At 37.4% G+C, this 18,245-nt stretch carries 23 protein-coding genes; 11 read left to right on the top strand and 12 right to left on the bottom strand.

The features are described from left to right. Positions 1–82: 82 nt before the first annotated feature. From ACSLUH_RS13135 to ACSLUH_RS13110, 6 genes are all read right to left on the bottom strand, one after another. A complete protein-coding gene (locus ACSLUH_RS13135; RefSeq protein ID WP_448567707.1) occupies positions 83–463 on the bottom strand; it encodes a VOC family protein in 381 nt (126 codons plus the stop codon). Positions 464–577: 114 nt separating this feature from the next. Beyond that, entirely contained in the window at positions 578–1,087 is a 510-nt protein-coding gene (locus tag ACSLUH_RS13130) for a hypothetical protein (RefSeq protein ID WP_448567705.1), read from the bottom strand. A gap of 226 nt (positions 1,088–1,313) precedes the next feature. After that, positions 1,314–1,598 carry a hypothetical protein gene (locus ACSLUH_RS13125; RefSeq protein ID WP_448567703.1) on the bottom strand — a complete coding sequence of 95 codons (285 nt, stop codon included), beginning with the start codon at positions 1,596–1,598 and terminating at the stop codon, positions 1,314–1,316. A gap of 88 nt (positions 1,599–1,686) precedes the next feature. Beyond that, positions 1,687–2,709 (bottom strand): TIGR04552 family protein, encoded by a 1,023-nt coding sequence (locus tag ACSLUH_RS13120; RefSeq protein ID WP_448567701.1) that lies wholly within the window; start codon positions 2,707–2,709, stop codon positions 1,687–1,689. 147 nt (positions 2,710–2,856) lie between these two features. Next, complete coding sequence (locus tag ACSLUH_RS13115) at positions 2,857–3,360, bottom strand: hypothetical protein (RefSeq protein ID WP_448567699.1); 504 nt, start codon at positions 3,358–3,360, stop codon at positions 2,857–2,859. A gap of 57 nt (positions 3,361–3,417) precedes the next feature. Continuing rightward, positions 3,418–4,488, bottom strand: coding sequence for a M35 family metalloendopeptidase (locus tag ACSLUH_RS13110; protein WP_448567697.1), 1,071 nt, complete (start codon positions 4,486–4,488; stop codon positions 3,418–3,420). Positions 4,489–4,724: 236 nt separating this feature from the next. On the opposite strand from ACSLUH_RS13110, the gene ACSLUH_RS13105 reads away from it, so the two are divergent. The 5 genes from ACSLUH_RS13105 (at position 4,725) to ACSLUH_RS13085 (ending at position 8,005) form a co-directional block, all read left to right on the top strand. Beyond that, the gene (locus ACSLUH_RS13105) at positions 4,725–5,405 is read left to right on the top strand and encodes a YceH family protein (RefSeq protein ID WP_448567695.1); all 681 of its coding nucleotides are present in this window, start codon (positions 4,725–4,727) and stop codon (positions 5,403–5,405) included. Positions 5,406–5,549: 144 nt separating this feature from the next. After that, positions 5,550–5,984: a hypothetical protein gene (locus ACSLUH_RS13100; protein WP_448567693.1), complete on the top strand. Its 435-nt coding sequence runs from the start codon at positions 5,550–5,552 to the stop codon at positions 5,982–5,984. A 166-nt stretch (positions 5,985–6,150) separates the two neighbouring features. After that, entirely contained in the window at positions 6,151–6,765 is a 615-nt protein-coding gene (locus ACSLUH_RS13095; RefSeq protein WP_448567692.1) for a LysE family translocator, read from the top strand. Positions 6,766–6,804: 39 nt separating this feature from the next. Further along, a complete protein-coding gene (locus ACSLUH_RS13090) occupies positions 6,805–7,407 on the top strand; it encodes a hypothetical protein (RefSeq protein ID WP_448567690.1) in 603 nt (200 codons plus the stop codon). Positions 7,408–7,414: 7 nt separating this feature from the next. Continuing rightward, positions 7,415–8,005, top strand: coding sequence for a nucleoside/nucleotide kinase family protein (locus tag ACSLUH_RS13085; protein WP_448567688.1), 591 nt, complete (start codon positions 7,415–7,417; stop codon positions 8,003–8,005). On the opposite strand, the gene ACSLUH_RS13080 is transcribed toward ACSLUH_RS13085, so the two are convergent. Continuing rightward, positions 7,986–8,525, bottom strand: a complete 540-nt coding sequence (locus ACSLUH_RS13080; protein WP_448567686.1) for a manganese efflux pump MntP — start codon at positions 8,523–8,525, stop codon at positions 7,986–7,988. The genes ACSLUH_RS13085 and ACSLUH_RS13080 overlap by 20 nt on opposite strands. Further along, the gene (locus ACSLUH_RS13075) at positions 8,525–8,743 is read right to left on the bottom strand and encodes a DUF6500 family protein (RefSeq protein ID WP_448567684.1); all 219 of its coding nucleotides are present in this window, start codon (positions 8,741–8,743) and stop codon (positions 8,525–8,527) included. The genes ACSLUH_RS13080 and ACSLUH_RS13075 overlap by 1 nt, the downstream gene beginning before the upstream one ends. A 271-nt stretch (positions 8,744–9,014) precedes the next feature. Between ACSLUH_RS13075 and ACSLUH_RS13070 the strand changes: the two genes are divergently transcribed. The 4 genes from ACSLUH_RS13070 to ACSLUH_RS13055 all read left to right on the top strand — a co-directional run bounded on the left by ACSLUH_RS13070 (position 9,015) and on the right by ACSLUH_RS13055 (position 11,271). Beyond that, positions 9,015–9,269, top strand: a complete 255-nt coding sequence (locus tag ACSLUH_RS13070; protein ID WP_448567682.1) for a glutaredoxin family protein — start codon at positions 9,015–9,017, stop codon at positions 9,267–9,269. A gap of 99 nt (positions 9,270–9,368) precedes the next feature. Further along, on the top strand, positions 9,369–10,115 hold the full coding sequence (locus tag ACSLUH_RS13065) for a hypothetical protein (protein ID WP_448567680.1): 747 nt from the start codon (positions 9,369–9,371) through the stop codon (positions 10,113–10,115). Between the two features lie 80 nt (positions 10,116–10,195). Beyond that, on the top strand, positions 10,196–10,486 hold the full coding sequence (locus ACSLUH_RS13060) for a DUF2024 family protein (protein WP_448567678.1): 291 nt from the start codon (positions 10,196–10,198) through the stop codon (positions 10,484–10,486). Between the two features lie 182 nt (positions 10,487–10,668). Further along, on the top strand, positions 10,669–11,271 hold the full coding sequence (locus ACSLUH_RS13055) for a MarR family winged helix-turn-helix transcriptional regulator (RefSeq protein ID WP_448567676.1): 603 nt from the start codon (positions 10,669–10,671) through the stop codon (positions 11,269–11,271). A 110-nt stretch (positions 11,272–11,381) separates the two neighbouring features. Here ACSLUH_RS13055 and ACSLUH_RS13050 read toward each other — a convergent pair whose 3' ends face one another. Together ACSLUH_RS13050 and ACSLUH_RS13045 are read right to left on the bottom strand one after the other, a co-directional pair. Next, the gene (locus ACSLUH_RS13050; RefSeq protein ID WP_448567674.1) at positions 11,382–12,467 is read right to left on the bottom strand and encodes a DUF6136 family protein; all 1,086 of its coding nucleotides are present in this window, start codon (positions 12,465–12,467) and stop codon (positions 11,382–11,384) included. After that, the gene (locus tag ACSLUH_RS13045; RefSeq protein ID WP_448567672.1) at positions 12,457–13,044 is read right to left on the bottom strand and encodes an ABC transporter ATP-binding protein; all 588 of its coding nucleotides are present in this window, start codon (positions 13,042–13,044) and stop codon (positions 12,457–12,459) included. Before ACSLUH_RS13045 ends, ACSLUH_RS13050 begins: the two co-directional genes overlap by 11 nt. Positions 13,045–13,416: 372 nt before the next feature. Between ACSLUH_RS13045 and ACSLUH_RS13040 the strand changes: the two genes are divergently transcribed. Then, positions 13,417–13,887 carry a hypothetical protein gene (locus ACSLUH_RS13040; protein WP_448567670.1) on the top strand — a complete coding sequence of 157 codons (471 nt, stop codon included), beginning with the start codon at positions 13,417–13,419 and terminating at the stop codon, positions 13,885–13,887. Between the two features lie 157 nt (positions 13,888–14,044). Here the strand turns inward: ACSLUH_RS13040 and ACSLUH_RS13035 are convergent, their stop codons facing one another. Further along, positions 14,045–14,197, bottom strand: a complete 153-nt coding sequence (locus ACSLUH_RS13035) for a hypothetical protein (RefSeq protein ID WP_448567799.1) — start codon at positions 14,195–14,197, stop codon at positions 14,045–14,047. Between the two features lie 73 nt (positions 14,198–14,270). Then, positions 14,271–17,258: an NB-ARC domain-containing protein gene (locus ACSLUH_RS13030; RefSeq protein ID WP_448567668.1), complete on the bottom strand. Its 2,988-nt coding sequence runs from the start codon at positions 17,256–17,258 to the stop codon at positions 14,271–14,273. 215 nt (positions 17,259–17,473) lie between these two features. Here ACSLUH_RS13030 and ACSLUH_RS13025 point away from each other — a divergent pair, with 215 nt between their 5' ends. Continuing rightward, on the top strand, positions 17,474–18,232 hold the full coding sequence (locus tag ACSLUH_RS13025; protein ID WP_448567666.1) for a 2OG-Fe dioxygenase family protein: 759 nt from the start codon (positions 17,474–17,476) through the stop codon (positions 18,230–18,232). Positions 18,233–18,245 lie beyond the last annotated feature (13 nt).

The raw sequence follows: 18,245 nt of genomic DNA, 5'->3' as shown, positions 1-18,245 counted from the left end.
TGAGCGCACAAATACTTGGCTAAAATTAGCGACGAAGGAGCAAAAACCAAGCATTTTGCGTCCAATTGCCTTGATGGCCTTGTTAGGTACGCATTTCGACACGCCAAGGTGGATTAAGGCGATTTTCACCAGCCCAATAAAGTTTGATTTTATTACCTGATGGATCATGTACAACAGCTTCTCGCCATAAATAACTTTCATCTGTAGGTTCTTGGTCGAAATTAATACCTTTAGTCTTTAATTGAACGACCCATTCATCTAACTCTTCATGTTCAAAATAGATAACAGTTCGGCTCACAAAGTCAGAACTTTCTAAAGATAATGAAAAAGTTGAACCTCCTCCAGGACATTCAAAACGCGCATACTGAGGCGTATCAACTATTTGTGTAAAACCTAAAATACGATAGAATTCTGTAGCCGTATCCATATTATTTACGGGTAATGTAACTTGATTTAAATTCATCGAACTTCCTTGTGTACCTAACGCTCCATTCAGGAGCTGATAATAGCTTGCTAAAATTGTGTAGCGAAGCGGAACCGAGTAAGCTGTTAGCAGTCCCGTTACTGTAATGGCTTGTTATGGCTCAATTATCTCTGATATTTTATTGTGCATATAACTAATCGAAGATTCATATGCTTTGTGCTTAGCCAAAACCTGCTCTGTAATATTTTGTTGCTCTCGCTTAGATAAATGGTCAAATTGGTTTATAAGTATTTCTGCGCAGATTTTCCCAAAATCATCTTTAGCTTTAACATAGATTTCCCATGGCTCATTCAAGTCTCTTGCGTAAAGCTTTATAAGCATCTCAGCCTTACTGTTAGGAGCAATGTCAGTGTAAGTTTTCTCTTCGAAAGCAACATTATAATGTACTTTGTTGAGGCATTTACCAACTCTGCCAAAACCTTCCATTCTCAAGTTAATAAATGTTTTGTATAGCTCTTCTAGATTACTACGTTTTCTATCTTGAGATGCCTTATCTTCTGCTTTTCCTGCATTCCACCAAGCAGTTACAAAGCTTGTTGCAAAACCTACTATAGCTCCACCTAACGTTCCGATTACGGGTATCCATAAGTTTGATTGTGACACGAATTCTCCTTGAGGTATAACGCTTATTATCGAGACTAATTTTCATCCTATTAAATCGAAACGGATAACAACTTTCCACTAAAAATTAATCACTTAAACTTAGGGCTGAAGATAAACGAATACTCGTTTGATGAGTTAATAGGAAAACCCATTTTTATTGCCAAATTGAACTATCACAACGGTAAAAATCAGCAGCGAGTAGCCAGCTCAATGCTGAAATAACTGTTTAAACACCGAGGTCAACATCTTTAAACAATCGAACGAGCTTGCCGAAAAACCAACTTAGTAATCTAATCGGCAGTTCAATCAGTGCCTCGATAATATCCAAAACAGCATAGTATCCGTCGCGCTCACTTTTTCGATTTTTCGGCCAAATGTAATAAGCCACCATTAAACTAAAAAGCCCGGCCAACAAAAACCAAACACTCAAGTGGCCAATAAACACCAAGGCAACGAAAGTCAAACCCAAGACAAAAGTGAACGTTGCCGCGCTTGCTTTAAAAGTTTCCATCGGCCTTCTTCCTTAATTATCGTATTATCCATTAACGCTACCTCATTACCGTGCTGATTTGAAGCATGAGAAGGTAACAAAATATTGTTTACTTTAAAAAAGGTAAAATACGTTTACGCACTGCGTTCCGTTGTCGCTTTTTATATTCTCCATGGGATGCAAGCCCTTCGCGAGAGGCTAGATAACTATCTTGATCCATTAACTGGATTTCAAATGGGAAGAAAAAACATAAATTTTTGCCATTGGGTTGTAAAATTTTGATACGTTGACGGCAGGTGATTTGAACCGAATGGTATGACACTTCACTAAATGGATTCGTTGATTTATTTTTATCATCATCTGGATACGCCAAGCTCTGCATTGCCTCTTTAATATCAATAATCGGCATACCTTTATCAAAGCATTGATCTAACCATGCAAGATCGATAAGTGTATTTCGCGAACGAGACGGTTTAAGGTTAGCAAATGTGAGAATATGATTCATTCGTAAATAGGCCAACACATCAAGGACATCAGCTCTTGAATAAGTAATAAAACGAATGCCAATCCAGTCAAAGATATCAGCAGCAACATTCTCAGCTTTGTGCATTAACTTCATCGCAACCGAGCGCCTTGTTTTCACCCGTCTAAATTCGATATCAACCATGGCAACATCTCCCAAATAGCAGCTATCTCCCTGTTTGACAATGTGTTCATCAAACCGACCAAATATTTGCTGACGAATATCATCATGATACAAGTCATTTAAATATGAATGGCTGTGCGTTAGTGTATGTAACACACGCAAAATTGCGCCACTCCAAGGCGAAAGGCCTTTTTTACCATGGCCTGAAGCACTGAGAATATAGTTAACAACATCACGCTCTTCTTTGAGGGGTTTGGGGATAGCTTCGCCATCATTGAGCAGCTCCTGCTCAATTAACTCAATAGCTTCTTGACGTAGCACTTCAAGCTCTTGCAAGTCCGAAGGATCACTAACATCAAATCCATAGCAAGCCAAAAACGCTTTAGCTTCTTGCTCTGAATGAATATGAATGCGTTTGGCATCAATAAATGAACGCCCTTCTAAAGCAGTGCGAACCGAAGAACTACGCCAAGGGTTAATATTCATAAACTAACGGCCCTTTTATTGAAAGTGAATAATTAGCAAATGCAAACCACTTAATCCTTAAGCAGTCTTGCTAAACTAACTATAGCCGATAGTTTAGTATTTTTATTTGAGTGGAGTAGGCAATCGAAATAACACTTTCGCGAAGTTTTACTTTTCTACCAATACACTAATCGAACGATGCTGACACAACTGTGTTGATATCGACTGGTTGTCGATGACAATTTGAACCATTTTAGGCTTTAACGAAACCTGGTATTGCCCAGAAGTTAGTGGGTAGGCCTCCAATAGATTTAACGTAACAGAGACCTTCTCTTGAGGCGCTATTGTTATAAAATCTTGCTCTTGAGGGGTTGCTCTTTTGAACATAGGCCCTTGATAGGCTAGCTGATGACCTTCGCTGTCAGTGATTTCAAATAAGTTCGACATAAACCCTTCAAGCGGGGTATACCAAGTAAGTAATTTAAGCTGATGCGTTGAGGTATTCGTCAATTGATAGCTTACCTTAACGCCTTCAACATATTGCTGCTTATTTTCTGCGAATAACTCGCACTGTAATGAAGAATCTAAATTTAATGTCATGGCAGGAAAAGTGATAAAAACAAGCAAGCTCAATAACAGTACCGACCAACATACCTTTATGCGCTGATTCATTTTTATCACTCCTATAAAAGGTTAGCTACTGCTAAGTGTAGCTAACCTTGGGTTTAATTAATTTAGGTTCGGGGTGTTTTCTGCAAAGTATTCATGACTATCAGCATTATTCAATGCTTGATCTGGGTCTGAAATCGCTAAGCTCTTCGCACCGCTTTGACCATAAACCACATCATCTGTGCCAGCGACAGCATTGAAATGGCTAAGTTCGTGAATAATCGTACCCGCACGTGAATCTGTGCCTAGTTCATTAGCACTCCAAAATGCTCGACATAAATAGACTTTGTAAGGTTGGTTAGGATAAACATAAGCAAAGTAAGATTTTTTACAGCTACAGTCGAATGCAACTGGCTGATTATCAATTGCATCATTGATTGCTTCAAAGTTTGCTTTAGCCGTATTGAAACGAGATGAAGTAGCTTCACCGAACCACGTAGTATAACGAGGGGTAACATTGCTCGCTGAATGACCATTGAAGTAGCTTACCGCATTGTTAGCAATACCGTCTGCCGCAGCTAATGCACTCATAATTTCAGTTTGCTGACTGTTTGAACAACGACCAGTAAAACAAGTACCGTCGATACATGTGCCAGCACCGCCACCTCCTGGCTTACCTTTGTTAGCACCACCTTTCGATAGTAAACCGTCTAAGTAAATAGAAGTTGTGTTCGACGTTAATGATTCAACATTTAAACGCTCAGCTTTTTTTTGCTGTCCGCGGTTACTAAACAAATGAAGCGACTTAACATCGTAAGTAATTTCATATTGTCCAGCTTGAGACATGTCATAATTACTGGTCAATTCAAAAGTTTTTGTAATTGACTCACCAGATTTTAACTTGATGTAATCACGTTCAGTCGGTGCAGGGCGTTTATAATGAGGTCCCATAAATTCCACTTCAACACCATCACGTGTGATATGGAAAATATGCTCTTCTTCTAAATCAGTATACCAACCAAGTACTTTTTGCTGGCCTTTATGATTATTGGTAATGGTAAGGGTTGCGTTAACATCACCATTCGTTAAGGTTTGTACATCTACTTCAACATCTAATTGGGGTTTAGCTGCGCTTGCAGAAAACGCCACAGTAGCAAAGATGCTTAATAGAAATTTTTTTGACAATTTCATTATTATAATTCCTTGATTTTATATTTATTTTTATAGATTGGTTTTGTCGTTATTTTGCGTTCTCCCAAACAATTCGTAATACCCTGGTAAAGGGGCTGTTACAAAAAAACAACAACTAACACCAATCTCAAATACAATTAACACATTTTTGACGAAATGTACTAATAATTTTACTTCTAGTAAGTTAGCGAATAGCTTGCTATAACAGCATGGTCAAACTTTGAGGAACTACTTGTATGCTATCTCTCACTCCTATGCAGTGTCGTGTTATCGGTGTCATGTTAGAAAAAGAAACCACCACACCTGACCAATATCCTTTATCTTTAAACGGTTTAATGACGGCCTGTAACCAAAAAAGTAATCGCGAACCTGTGGTATCGTTAAGTGAAGTTGAAGTACAAAACATTGTTGATGAACTTATCGATATGCAATTAGTGATGGTTGATCGCCAATCTTCGAGTCGTGTACCTAAATATATTCATCGATTTTGTAATACGGAATTTGGCGATCTAAAATTTTCAGCTCAGCAACGGGCGATTATGTGTGTCTTAATGCTGCGAGGGCCACAAACACCGGGCGAGTTAAGGAGTCGAACGAATCGGCTTGCAGAATTTGCTAATGTTACCGAGGTAGAGCAAACTTTAAATGAACTACAACAATATAATGGCAAAATTCTGGTCAAACAGCTCGCTCGAGAGCCTGGCAAAAGAGAATCACGCTTTGTTCACCTTTTTTCTCCACAAACTTTAGATGATGCTGACAAACGTTCGCCTCAACAAACAACTGCAAGTTTTAATGATAAGCATGAGCTAACTGAAGGTGATAGCGAGAGTCTAGCGCAACGCGTATCAGACTTAGAACAACAAGTAGCAACACTCACCGAGCAAGTAAACTGGCTGCAATCGAAATTATCATAACGTCAATATGGATAGTTAGTTTTATTAGGTATTTCAAGAAAGTGACTAAATAAGTGTAACCACCTGTTTCATAAGCATTTAACGGCTTATATATCTTTACTAGAATAAACTCATTAAGAGTTTACTCAGTGCTATCAAGGATAAATGATGAAAGGTATATTAAAAGCAGGCTCACTTTCAGGTTTAGTCATCGTTATTGGTGAAGGGGTACTTAATGGCGCTTTGCTAAGTTCGCAATGGTCACAAGTTAATTCAGCGCTTGGCTTAGCTACGCCATCAAACGTGGTGATGGGTTTGGCGATGGTAAAGCTATTTATTCTTGGCTTTTTCATTATCTGGTTATACGACGCTTTATCGCACAAATATGGCCATGGCGTTAAAACAGCTCTGTTAGCAGGCTTAGTAACTGGTGGTATTATTTGGGGCTGGGCTTTATTCGGGTTATGGTTGGCAGGGTATATTAACAATACCATTGCCCTGTATACCTTTTTTTGGGGAATGATTGAGCTACCATTGGCAAGTCTTGCTGGTTTTAAGCTGTTAAACCTAAACGATAATGCCTTAAAAAAAGAAAGTTAACCTAATAACATTGTCGACAATGTGAAAGCCTTACGAGTATTCTTTATAAAGCGGTAACACTTTACTTCGGGTATACTACAAACCATCAACTTAGCGCAATTAACTAAACAAGCCTAGCGCTCTCGCGAATTGGTTTGGATAAAGACAAATGTAAAAGGAATAAGTAATGGCAACTGAGGTCTGGCTCTCGTTTATCGCGGCTTCAATGATACTTTGTTTCACCCCCGGCCCAACGGTTTTTTTGGTCATGGGGCAAGCATTAACTCATGGAAAGAAATCTGTGCTGCCTTTAATGGCGGGCACCTTGTCTGGTGATGTTATCGCCATGAGTTTTTCGCTATTAGGCATGGGCGCAATTTTAGCAACATCAGCTTGGCTTTTTTCAACACTAAAATGGCTAGGCGCAGCTTATTTAATTTTTTTGGGTGTTAAAGCATTTCGCAGTAAAGCCATTATTGATGATAAACAGACTCTCTCGGTTATAAAAGGCTCCGTTTTTATAAATGCATTGATTGTTACCGCACTAAATCCAAAAGGGATCATCTTCTTTATGGCATTTTTCCCATTGTTTATCGATGCAAATTCACCTGTCTTTCCGCAAATGTTGGTAATGGCTATCAGCTTTTTAACTATTTCGATGGCAAGTGTTACCTTTTATGCGACCTTTTCAGGGTTATTACGAAGCAAAGTTCGCTCTGTAAGCTTTCAAAACGGCTTTAACAAAGTTAGTGGTTCAATGTTAGTGGGTGCAGGAACGATTACAGCGACGTTAGAGCGTTGATCGGCTATTTTCACTTTTTGCTACTAGGGATAAAACCACATGATAAGCAGACGACTGCACAGAATTTTTGGGTTAACTTTACTTTTACCTATGATTGGCTGGGCGTTAACTGGTGTAGTATTTTTCATCAAACCCGGATATCAAGGGGCGTATGAGATGCTTAAGTTTGAACCATATCCGCTTGATCGCACCTTTACTATCGTCCCACAAGCGCAATGGCTAGAGTTTCGCTTGGTAAAATCAGTGATCGGTTATCATTTATTGGTCAAAACTGAACAAGGCTCATTGCATTTAGAGCCACAATCATTACAACCTCTACCGATCCCAGAACTAGGGCGTTTAACAGCATTATTTGAAAGTGCGATAGCAAAAAACCCAGAGCGCTATGGCAGCATAGAGCAAATCAATGACACCACGGCCATCACCACTACGGGTATTAATATCGAGTTAAACTGGCCTCGCTTAAGCTTTTCTCAGCATGGTATTGATAAGCGAATCATCAACACACTTTATAAAATTCACTACTTACAGTGGACACCTTGGTCAGCAGTAAACCAAGTACTCGGTATATTAGGCCTAGCGTTACTGATGGCGTTGTCATTTTTCGGGGTAAAAGTGTATCTCGCTAACCGTGAAAAATAGGTTGGTTATGAGAAATAAAACTAAAGTGATAGCAATAAGTGGGGCTTCAGGCAGTGGCAAAAGCACCCTTGTTTGCCTACTTGCCAAGCACTTTAGCTGCCCAAGTATCCATTTTGATGATTTTGTTGAAAAGAATACCTATCCAGTGGATATGGAAGCTTGGTTTAATGATGGTGCCGACTTTAATCTATTTCAAACCCCTAAAATGCTGACAACATTGCAACAACGGTTAACCGAAAATCATCAATACATTTTTATTGACGAGCCTTTCGGCCGCGAACGCGAGCAGATGAGCCACTATATTGATGAGGTTGTTCTACTCGCGCCAGCTTTAGAGCTTTGTTTAGCGCGTCTTCTTGCTCGAAACCTAAACAAACAAAAACCAAATCAAATACAAAGAGATCATCAACATATCCTTGCCTATTTAGCGCGTTATCAAGCGTATTTGCGGGATATTTATCGCTACCAAGTCGAGAAAATAAGCCTTAACTGTGATTTTCAAGTTGAAGCAGCTTCTGCTATCGAACATGCTCAACAAGAGATCTTAACTTGGCTTTCAACACGCTCTAATTTACCAATTAAAATAACAGTAATTTAAATCCAATGAGAATCAGTACGATACCACCCAAAATCTCGGCTTTACTTTCGAGCCACGTGCCACTTTTCGCACCAACATAGACACCGATATAGCTAAAAATAAACGTAGTGAGCCCAATGATCAAACATGCGCTTAACGGTTCAACCGCTAACAAGGTTAAAGAAAATCCTGCTGCCATGGCATCAACACTCGTAGCAATTGCCAAAATCAATAATACCCGTTGGGTAATTTGGGCAATGTCTTCTTCGATACCCTCGCTAAAGGCTTCGTAAATCATCTTAACGCCGATAATCAATAGTAAGGCGAATGCAACCCAATGAGCGTAGTGTTCAATAAAGCCAAGTAGCCCTTTGCCTCCTAGATAACCAATAAGAGGCATCAACGCCTGAAAAATACCAAAATACAAGGCCGCACTAACCGCTAACTTCGCCCTGTTTTGAATATGTTTAGCGCCAAGACCAATTGAAACTGCAAAGGCGTCCATACTTAACGCTATTGCCAAAATGATGACTTCTGTCATTACAACCCCTGTTCAACCATGGCTTTTATTTGAGTCGCTTTTACAAAATGATCGAGTTGATGCGTTTCAATCCACCAAGTCGCCGCTTCCATCAGAAGTTGTGGATCATCATTTTTATTGGCAAAAAACGCGTAAAAAGATAAGCCAACATTATGACCTTTACTGGCAATTTTTTTATCACATACGTTGATTATTTTGGCTCTAAGGGATGCTCTCATGGTAATTCACATGTCTAACTATTGGCAGTGAGCTAGCCACCACCGTTGGAATATCAATTTTCTCACAACCTAACCATTAACCACAAAAGTATTTTTACTTTTTCATTGACACTTTTCATAAAATATAACTCATTGATAAAAATAACTTTATCTAGCTCCAATTATTAAAAACTGATTATAAAAAAAAAATATAACAATTATGTTATTGACTAAACCTACTCACCCACCATATAGTATGGACTCCTAACTAAATAAATTTATATGGAGATTAATGATGAACAACGTCACTTTTTATCACGCAGGCTGTCCAGTATGCGTTTCAGCAGAACAGCAATTATTGGCGCTACTTGACCAAAAAAATATCAATCTAGAAATTGTTCACTTTGAGCATGCAAAAGAACGAATAGATGAAGCACTGAACTTAGGTGTTGAATCTGTTCCCGCGTTAGTAACAAACGGCCAAGTTTTACATATTAACTTTGGTGCGAGCATGGAAGATGTTAAGCAAGCGGTTGGTGTCGCCTAACGAAATCCATTGACTAATGAACATTAATTAATAATTTAACGAAAATGCCAGTTTGAACAGTAATTGCTCAAATTGGCATTAAGGAGTAAAGGCTCTACAATGAAATTTCACAAAAAAATTTTTACCGCTATGTTTGCCACATGGTTAATTTTCCCAGCACACGGACATAGCAATGACCATCAAGGTCATATACAAGCTCAAAAATCCCCTAACGTAAACGCCGAGTTTGATATTTTACATACCAAAGTGACAACCCAAGGCTCTCACCTTGTATTTCAACAAGAAGTGCGCGGAAGTGTCGGTACAAAATCACCTAACGCTAATGGCAAGCTTGCTGGTGCTGAGGTTTATAGCTATGTCTGGCCAACCAAACTTAATAGCGGAGCAGTAGGTTTTGAATCAGATCAAGGCATCCTAGCACTCGCATTGACTATTCACCCCGATTTTGATGACACACCTCTTTACGATGAAGACAATGATGGCAACAAAACCAATGACGGTGATAATTGGCACAGTCATTGGGTCGTATTAGTTCCTGATGATAGTTGTGGCTCTGGCGCATTAAAAGTTCGCGACATTCCAGAAGGGCAACAACCTAAAATGCCGGCAACTTGGCCAGGATTATCAATATTTATTGATAGTCCTGGGTATGACTTTAGTTTGGACGGTAGCGAAGTGCTTGTTCGTGTACCGCTCAAAGATATTGGTTTTAATCAAGCATTCAATTATGACGGTGTAACCGCGGCGCTGCGAGTCAATCAACAAGTTCATGCTCCACTACTTTGTGTTGTTGATGTTTTTGACATTGCTTCAGGAGATTTAAGTCTTCCGGGAAAAAGCAACTAATTAAAGAGATTGATTAGCCAAGCAACTTAATCAATCACCAATTAACAATATTTTAATTGTACAGAATAAAAGGAAATAAAATGACGGCTCAAACAGAGGCTTTAAAGGTTCACGTTTTTGATACCCATGTAACAACTCAATGCGGTAATTATTATCACTTTGATGTATTAGTATCAGACCAAAACGTTAAACGAGCGACAGAGTTTGCCGAAAGGTATATGCAGCAAATAGGCCTAGCAGACGCTGAGGTTGTTCAAAAACGATGTAATTTCTGTCATAGCGAAACCGCAAACCATGAAGTACAAAAAGAAATCATTAAAACAGGTTATTACATCATTCCAATGCAAGGCTGCCCAAAAGCATTGGTATAACTAACTAATTTTTACCATCAATAGAATGTATAGGAGGTAAGATTAAAGCCTCCTATTTGATTTAAACGACTCATTGCCAATAGAAAAAGTTGACGAGCAGAATAGACAACATTGACTTTGATTCATTTCTTGGCACTATGCATTAGAATTTATTTTTGCTTTTTTACTCTTTTGGTATTCTTATGAAAAATGTTTTTTCTCCTACTGTTCAAATTAACAATTTAGAAGCCAAATTAATTGCCAGCATTGAAAGAATAGCAACCCTCTTTAAGAGTAGCCTTCAAGATACTGCTAAAAGCCATCGGCTCACCCCGTTGCAAGCACAACTATTACTATTTATTGCCGAACATCCCAATAAATTCTGCTCTGTAGGTGAGTTAGCAAAAGAGTTTTCTGTGACAAAAGCAACAGCAAGTGATTCGTTAAAAACACTACTCAAAAAATCTTACATTGAAAAAACTGATAACGCCGCTGATGCTCGTAGTTTTAGCTACAAAATTACCGACAGTGCTAAGACTGTTGTAAGCGAGCTAAGTCAATTAGGTAATAAAATGACTGATGTCATCACTACCTTAGATCAAGAAGAATTATTATCCCTGTATAACTTAAACCTAATTTTACTTAATAAATTTAGTCAAACAGGCTTAATCAATACTCGCATGTGTTTATCTTGCCATTATTATCAAGAGAAAGAACAAGGCTTTTATTGCCGCTTAATGGAAAAATCGCTTCCACAAGTTGATTTACGAATTGATTGCCCTGAGCATTTACCCTCGCTCGAATAACAATTATTGGTAATTGCCACTATTGCAGGTACTGAAACCCTTATCCATTGATTTAATAATGATATTGCTTATTAAATCTATGTTAAATCGACTACTTTAAAGTATTTTTATCAACTAAAAACACTTAAAAAAACCATTAGAACACTACTCAACAACCAATTATATATTAAATAGGCTGCTTTACGCTTGGTCACCCACAAACACCACAATAGCATTAAAAACTGGCAAAAAGCATAAGTCGGCTTGCCAGATACAAAAGTAAAAACGCTAAAAATCATCAAACCAAATAGGACTAGAAGCCAATCTCTTGCTTTTGAAAAAGCGGGAATCGTTTGATAGAGATGATAAAAGTTGGCGTGTTCAGCCTTTATTTTGTTGAGTTCAACTTGCAAACCGCACACCACCAACACTAAAAACTGCCCAGACACTAAAAATACAATGTTAGACAGATCTGGCCTTTGCAAGACAAACCCTTGTGCAATAAACAGGATCATTGCAGTTAACGCCAAAACAAACAAAGGAACTCGAATATTTGCCCGCCAAAAATCTAGCCAAAATGCCCAAACCGAATACTTCTTTAATGCTATGTTGAGTTTCAATGATGGGAAAAAGTACAGGCCAATAGTCATCATCAAAATGATCAGAATAGTTACTTCAATCTCATGAATAATAGAAATAACACTAAGGAAAAAACAGCAAATAATTAACAGGTAACCCTTCAAAGGAGATTTGAAAATTAGCAGGGTCAGAACAATTTGCACCAACAAAAACAAAAACATATGCGGTATAGTAGACCAATGCATAACTTTTACTGAAGCCAACAACAATAGATTAAGCAGAATCATAGGGTTACACAACAGAGTAAGCAGGGCGTCGCAACCAACCATCAACCACCTTTTTTCTGTTAGTGAGGCATTGAATTTTTTATAGCGCGCTCCCTTAATAGCACTTTTACTCATATCTAAAAATATTGTCTGAAAGAGCAATATACCGGCGATTGTAAGCGTCGCATCATTCGGCTCTAGACTTCTCTTGGCCAACATACCAAAGCCAACCATAGCGAAATAAAAGAGTACGGGAAGGGCAGTGCCAAGGACGGTTACTAGAAATAAAGTCATCCCTGATAGCTGCGCGAGCCAGTGTTTAATTTCATAAATAAACAACTGCCAGCGATAAACTAAATAGCTACTGATCATTGTTCACCGCATGAAAACAAAACCCCAAATCAGCAAAGCGCTCAGGTTCATTACTGGCTACCACAACAGTGCCTTGATATTCCTGGATCGCTTCGAAAAGTACATTGCAACTTTTATCATCAAGGGCAATATTGGGCTCATCCAATAACAAAACTTCAGGGTTGCGCATAAAGGCATTGACTAGCTGTGTTTTCTTGAGATTTCCTGCTGATAATTGTGATATTTTTTTATGTAAATGGAGGTCGAGTGCAAATGCTGACAACAATTTCTGTGGAAACTCTGTCTGCCACATTGACTGGGTTAATGACAGCAGCTTTTTTACCGTCAAGAAACCTGGAATACTAATCGCATCTGACGCGATAGCGCTAATTTTTTGGGGTTTCGTCACCGCACTACCTTGCCATAACACTTGGCCCGCATCAGGTTTTTCTATACCCGCGAGGATGAACAACAAGGTGGTTTTCCCTGAACCGTTTGGCCCAACAATACAGGTCCGTCGCTCTGAGAATACCATGGACATATCAGCTAACACTTGCTGGTGTCCGTAGTATTTTGAAATATTGCTGATACTTAACATTTGGTTTTTCCTAAGTATTTAGCGCTAACCTGCCAACCTTTTGTTTAATGAAAGAAATGTGGTTAAATCGCAAGGATTAAAATTTTTCTTTTTATATTAATACATTATTTTCTTCCAAACTATGACACTACTATCATTTTTTGACCCTAAAACACCTCGAGTTTTTAATACAGTGCATCGCCTGCTTGCTGTTACAATTTCACTCATATTTCATTACATTAACTTCATTCTGTTTTAAACGTTACAGCCCATTTATAAAACCAGTGAGGTTGACCCATATTTTGATCATGGCAACTTTCAAATGAATAAAATGTGCAGAACCTAAACAGCGTAATTACATTCGACTCATTTAAACCACACAGGATCAACACAATGCCTAAGTTACGTTTTCTCGCCATGCTTTTATCAATCACTATCTTCTCACAGCTGAGTGTCGCAGAAGAAGCACATAAACATCATCATGACGGTCAAACGAGGTTATCACTTAATAATGGAGTTAAATGGCAAACAGATGCGCCGTTACGTGAAAATATGGAAACTTTACGGATGGCTTTCAAACAGCAACTGAACGCAATTCATTCTGATACCCTAGACGAAAAAGAATACATTAAGCTAGCGGCTCTAACAGAACAGATTGTGAACAACATAATTAAAGAATGTGAGCTACCACCTAATGCCGATGCGCAATTGCATATTATCGTCGCACAAATGTTAACAGGAGCAGCTCAGATAAAAGCAAAAGATAACGAGCCTTCGTTTAAACAAAGCGCTCATCAAATCGCGGTCGCACTTATTAATTATGGTGAATACTTTAATCATGAAGGTTGGCAAGGACTAAAATAAACTTGCCTCAAATAGCGACATAAGAAGCTAACAGCTTATTTATATAATAATTAAGGCTAGCCATAACCAATGGCTAGCCTTAAATTTTACCGATTATTGTCTGAACCACAAAATCGCGTAATAGTGTTCTAACTTACGATGCCGCGATTTCAGTAAACTACTCCACCGTAACCGATTTTGCTAAGTTACGTGGTTGATCAACGTCTGTACCTTTGATAATCGCCACGTAATATGACAATAACTGCAACGGCAAGATGTATACGATTGGTGCAATAATATCGTCGCAATGTGGCACGTTTATTACAGTCAACGCTTTATAACTAAACAAAGCCTAGATACATTACCTAAGATTGATAGCTTACAGTTTACTTTATCATATCTTGTTAAAAATGACCTTTATCAACTCCATTGTTATTCTTTGTAAACAAATGATAATATCGTTTAAACTGTTCAACTGTATTTGTCTTGATAAAATGAGGCGGGTTCATGTCATACGTCTTAGCCCAACTTGCTTGCTTGATCTTTAAAGAATCGATATGAGCTTCTAACGTTAACTTAGAAGTATTATTTATATGCCCTTTAATCGTTTCATTACACAACATCCAATGATGATATTGCAATATAGAAGACTTATCCTTAGTCTTAACAAGCTTATACATTTTGTCGGTTTTATCAAAAGATACCAAAAATTCTTTTTTATGTTTCTCATCGCCAGAACAAGCAAAAATTAAAGCATCTAGATAATTTATACCTCTATATTGATGTGCGGCGTCTGAAATACCATGATAAACACTGTTTAGAACTTCCATTTTATTTTTATGTAAACTGTCATCGCAATGCAGCGAGCTAAGATCATAATCTGTTCTTTTTTTAATTTCTTCTAAGATCTTATCTTTTTTACCGTCGAGATACCCTTTAATAACAACCGCACACAACCTAAAGTACGCAGCCATTTCAAATGCCTCCTTAGCCGAATTTATATAGCATTCTATATCTTCATATACGGCTCCTTGAGATAATAAACAACCAACGGTGAACTCATCTTGATTACCTCGATGACCCCAGTAATGCGCTGCTCTTAAGATGAGGGGGTAATCGTCAGGTTTAATATCAATACCAATTTGTTTAAGGGAGTTTGGTAATATTGACAAAATTTCGTCATTTATTTCATTACAATCATCAAGTTCTAATATAGGTACATGAGGCTGTTGTTCTGGTTTTCTTTGCCTACCCTTGGTGTTCATTTCCGCATCTAAAAAATAAAGCCATATATTAATAATTTCACTGGGCCATTTGCTTTGTCTCTCACCCTTCATTACATCATTAACTACTTTATAGATTTCTCGTAGTTGTCGCATTGCTCCTTCTGTCTCAGGCTTTGAATATAGCTGTTGAGCTCTCATTTTCAACAATACTAAATGTTTAAAACAAACATCTTCTTTATTTTGAGAATGTTCTTTTATAAATTGTTCAAATTTCTCAAGTCGCTCCTCATGAATATCAAATATAGTCCGATCATATGCTATTTGTTGATATTGAAAATTGTCATACCAAAACTGTAGACACTTTTTTATCCTTCCAGGGATACGCTTTAACTTTTTACCTGCTTCTACTGTGGGTACATGAGGAATCAAAAAGCCAAATATAATCTCAATAAATTTATTAGATTGAAGTTGTTTAATTACCCCTTCGGTCAAATGACACTCTTGAGCATCAAAGTCAAATTTCTCCTCGAGATAATCTTTTTCCCACCTTCGCTGCAGATAATCAAACATTAGATCATGAAATTCTATTTCGTCTTTGGTTCCGATAAAAGAAAGAACAGACCTTTTAACTAGGTCAGATATTTGCGCTCTACTTATTTTTCCATCAAATGTTTTTATTAACATAGGGACATTTAGCGGCATATTTGGAAATAAGCTTAGAAGTCGCAGCTTTTCTTGGCTTTTAGCGGCTAACTTGTCAATACTTATTTTTAATACTTGATCAATGTTTTGTTTTATTTCTTCTTCATCATAAGAGCCTGATAAAGTATGAAGACCTTTGTTTTTTAATTCTTTTATAACCGCTTCTGCCCGCTTATCTTCCAGTTGCTCAACAAATGAAGCAACAAGAACAATCATGAAAGGGTGCCCCCCCAGATAATCAACCAATAACTTCAAGGTTTTTTCTTTTTCTTCAATGCTTAGCCCACTAGGGTTATAAAGCGCTAGCGCATCTTCCGAATTCAGTTGTTTTAATTCATAAGTACCAACCATAGTATCCTTGTGATTATCAACATCTCTGAGGGTGACGATAAAATCTATACTTCTCGTTTTTTTACAAACGTTACGCAATGTATCATTTATATTTTTGGCGCCATCATCGATTATAACCAATAATCTGCCGTTCAAGTGTTTGTCCATTAAAACTAAATGCTGTTCTAACGCAATAGAAGGTGTACCACTTTTAGATTTGATACCCCTCTTTGCCTTTATAATTTTATCTATCTCCTTAGCAAACTCTTTACCTTTAACTCTTACAATGTGTCTATACTGGGTTGAAACTGAATCCGCATACATTTGACTTAAGAACGTTTTACCTAGCCCTCCCATCCCTTTAATTATTACAGCTCTTTTTTTCTTCTTTTTGAAAAAGCTCTCTAATTCAGCTAATTCATTTTTTCGACCAATAGCAGAGCTAGGTTGACTTTTAAAACTGATATTCTGAAAATCTTTTTCATTCAAAATGCTCTTTTCAATATAGGAAGTGATATGTGCTTGTGCATTTTTTTCAACATCTTCTTTGGCTTCGGTTTTAATCAATTTTAAAGTCGCTAGGCTATTAATAAGCTCTTTCGCGAAGCAACCCGCAAATTTTTTCTCTGTCTCTGATAAGCTCAATTCTTTTGTTAGCTTTTTAAATATTGATTTATCTTCAACGTTCTTTAATAACACGTCGCCACAATGGTTAAACAAACGAATTTCAATATTAAAAGAACGGTTTAATCTTCCCGAGTAATTTTCTTTTTTATCGTCTAGCGCTTCATTCTTTGAATCCACAAAATTTAAGCTATTGTTTTTTTTTCTCAAGTAATTATCTTTTACTTTGTCTAACGCTTCGTTATATGACTTTATAAAATCATCTTCCCAAACTTTATATGGATTTTTCTTAGAATCTTCACACTTTTGCTCTGAGGCTTCACTCTTTTGCTCTGAGGCTTTATTCTTTTGCTCCGAGGCTTTATTCTTTTGCTTCAAGTCTTCCCAATAATTTTCTTCTCCCAAGCAATCCTTTGCCGGGTGAGTGATTTTAAATAAAAAATTAATGAACACATACCAATGAATATGATCCTCAATAACTAAATCATCTTTTTGATTATCTTCAAACATAAAAACTCCTTTTATTAAAAAAAATTTACTTTTCTCCGACCGGAATATCGTTTTAAGCCAGCTGTGATAAAGCTTCCATTGGCTTGGTCAATTAGCTTTATTGATCTGTCCAGTGAATCATTAAACAAAATCAAAATAAAGAGGAGAAGAGAAACGTATAAACAACACTAAGCAAAATACTCTAACGAAACTACTGCAAAAAGAAAGAGGTACATATGAATACCAATGTTGATAATTCCTTAATAAATTATATACAAATAGAAGAAGCGCTTAATTCAGAATTTAAAAAAAAGCTTTCTTTAATTAATTTGCAGCATGAATCTGGAAATAGGGCTAGAGCAACTGCCAATGCAATAGTATGCGCAAAAACTAAAAGTATCATTCCCTTAGATGGTATAAAAACAGAAAACGGAGAGTTTCACCCATATTGTCTCCCTAAAAACTTAAACAGCGATTATAATGGTAACATTAGATACTATAATTGCATGAATAAGCTCATGAACGGCGAGAGTTTTTGGGATTTAGATCTAATAATAAACCTAAAAAATCAGCTACTAGACGACCACCCAATAATAGCACCATATTATGCTCTTAATGTGATGATAATCAGTTATCAAGTCGATGCGAAAACTTTTGCGCAAGTAACCCCAAACCATCTTCACTTTGATGAACTGAACAGTGATACTCGAAGTTGTGTTTATACGGTTGAACGTAATAATGTTCGTGGTGGCTCATTTGCTATTGCCTCTGGGAAATATCATAGAAGTCATATCAATGAAGTTGCTAAAACAGAATTTTTATTTCATAAAGCGATTCCAGAAGGCCAAGGTATAATCCTTGATGAAAGGGTATCTATCGATAATTTGCCCGTTTGCCATTCAGCAACAGAAACTTATGTTGATAACCCCAAGCTTTCTGGTACTCGAACAATATTAGTGACTGAGATGAAACCTATATTTCCAATTATTCACTAATCAATAGTATTTA

The sequence above is a fragment of the Thalassotalea ganghwensis genome, from assembly GCF_053485795.1.
The sequence above is the reverse complement of the archived record's forward strand: the minus strand, read 5'-3'. Positions and strand labels throughout refer to the sequence as shown.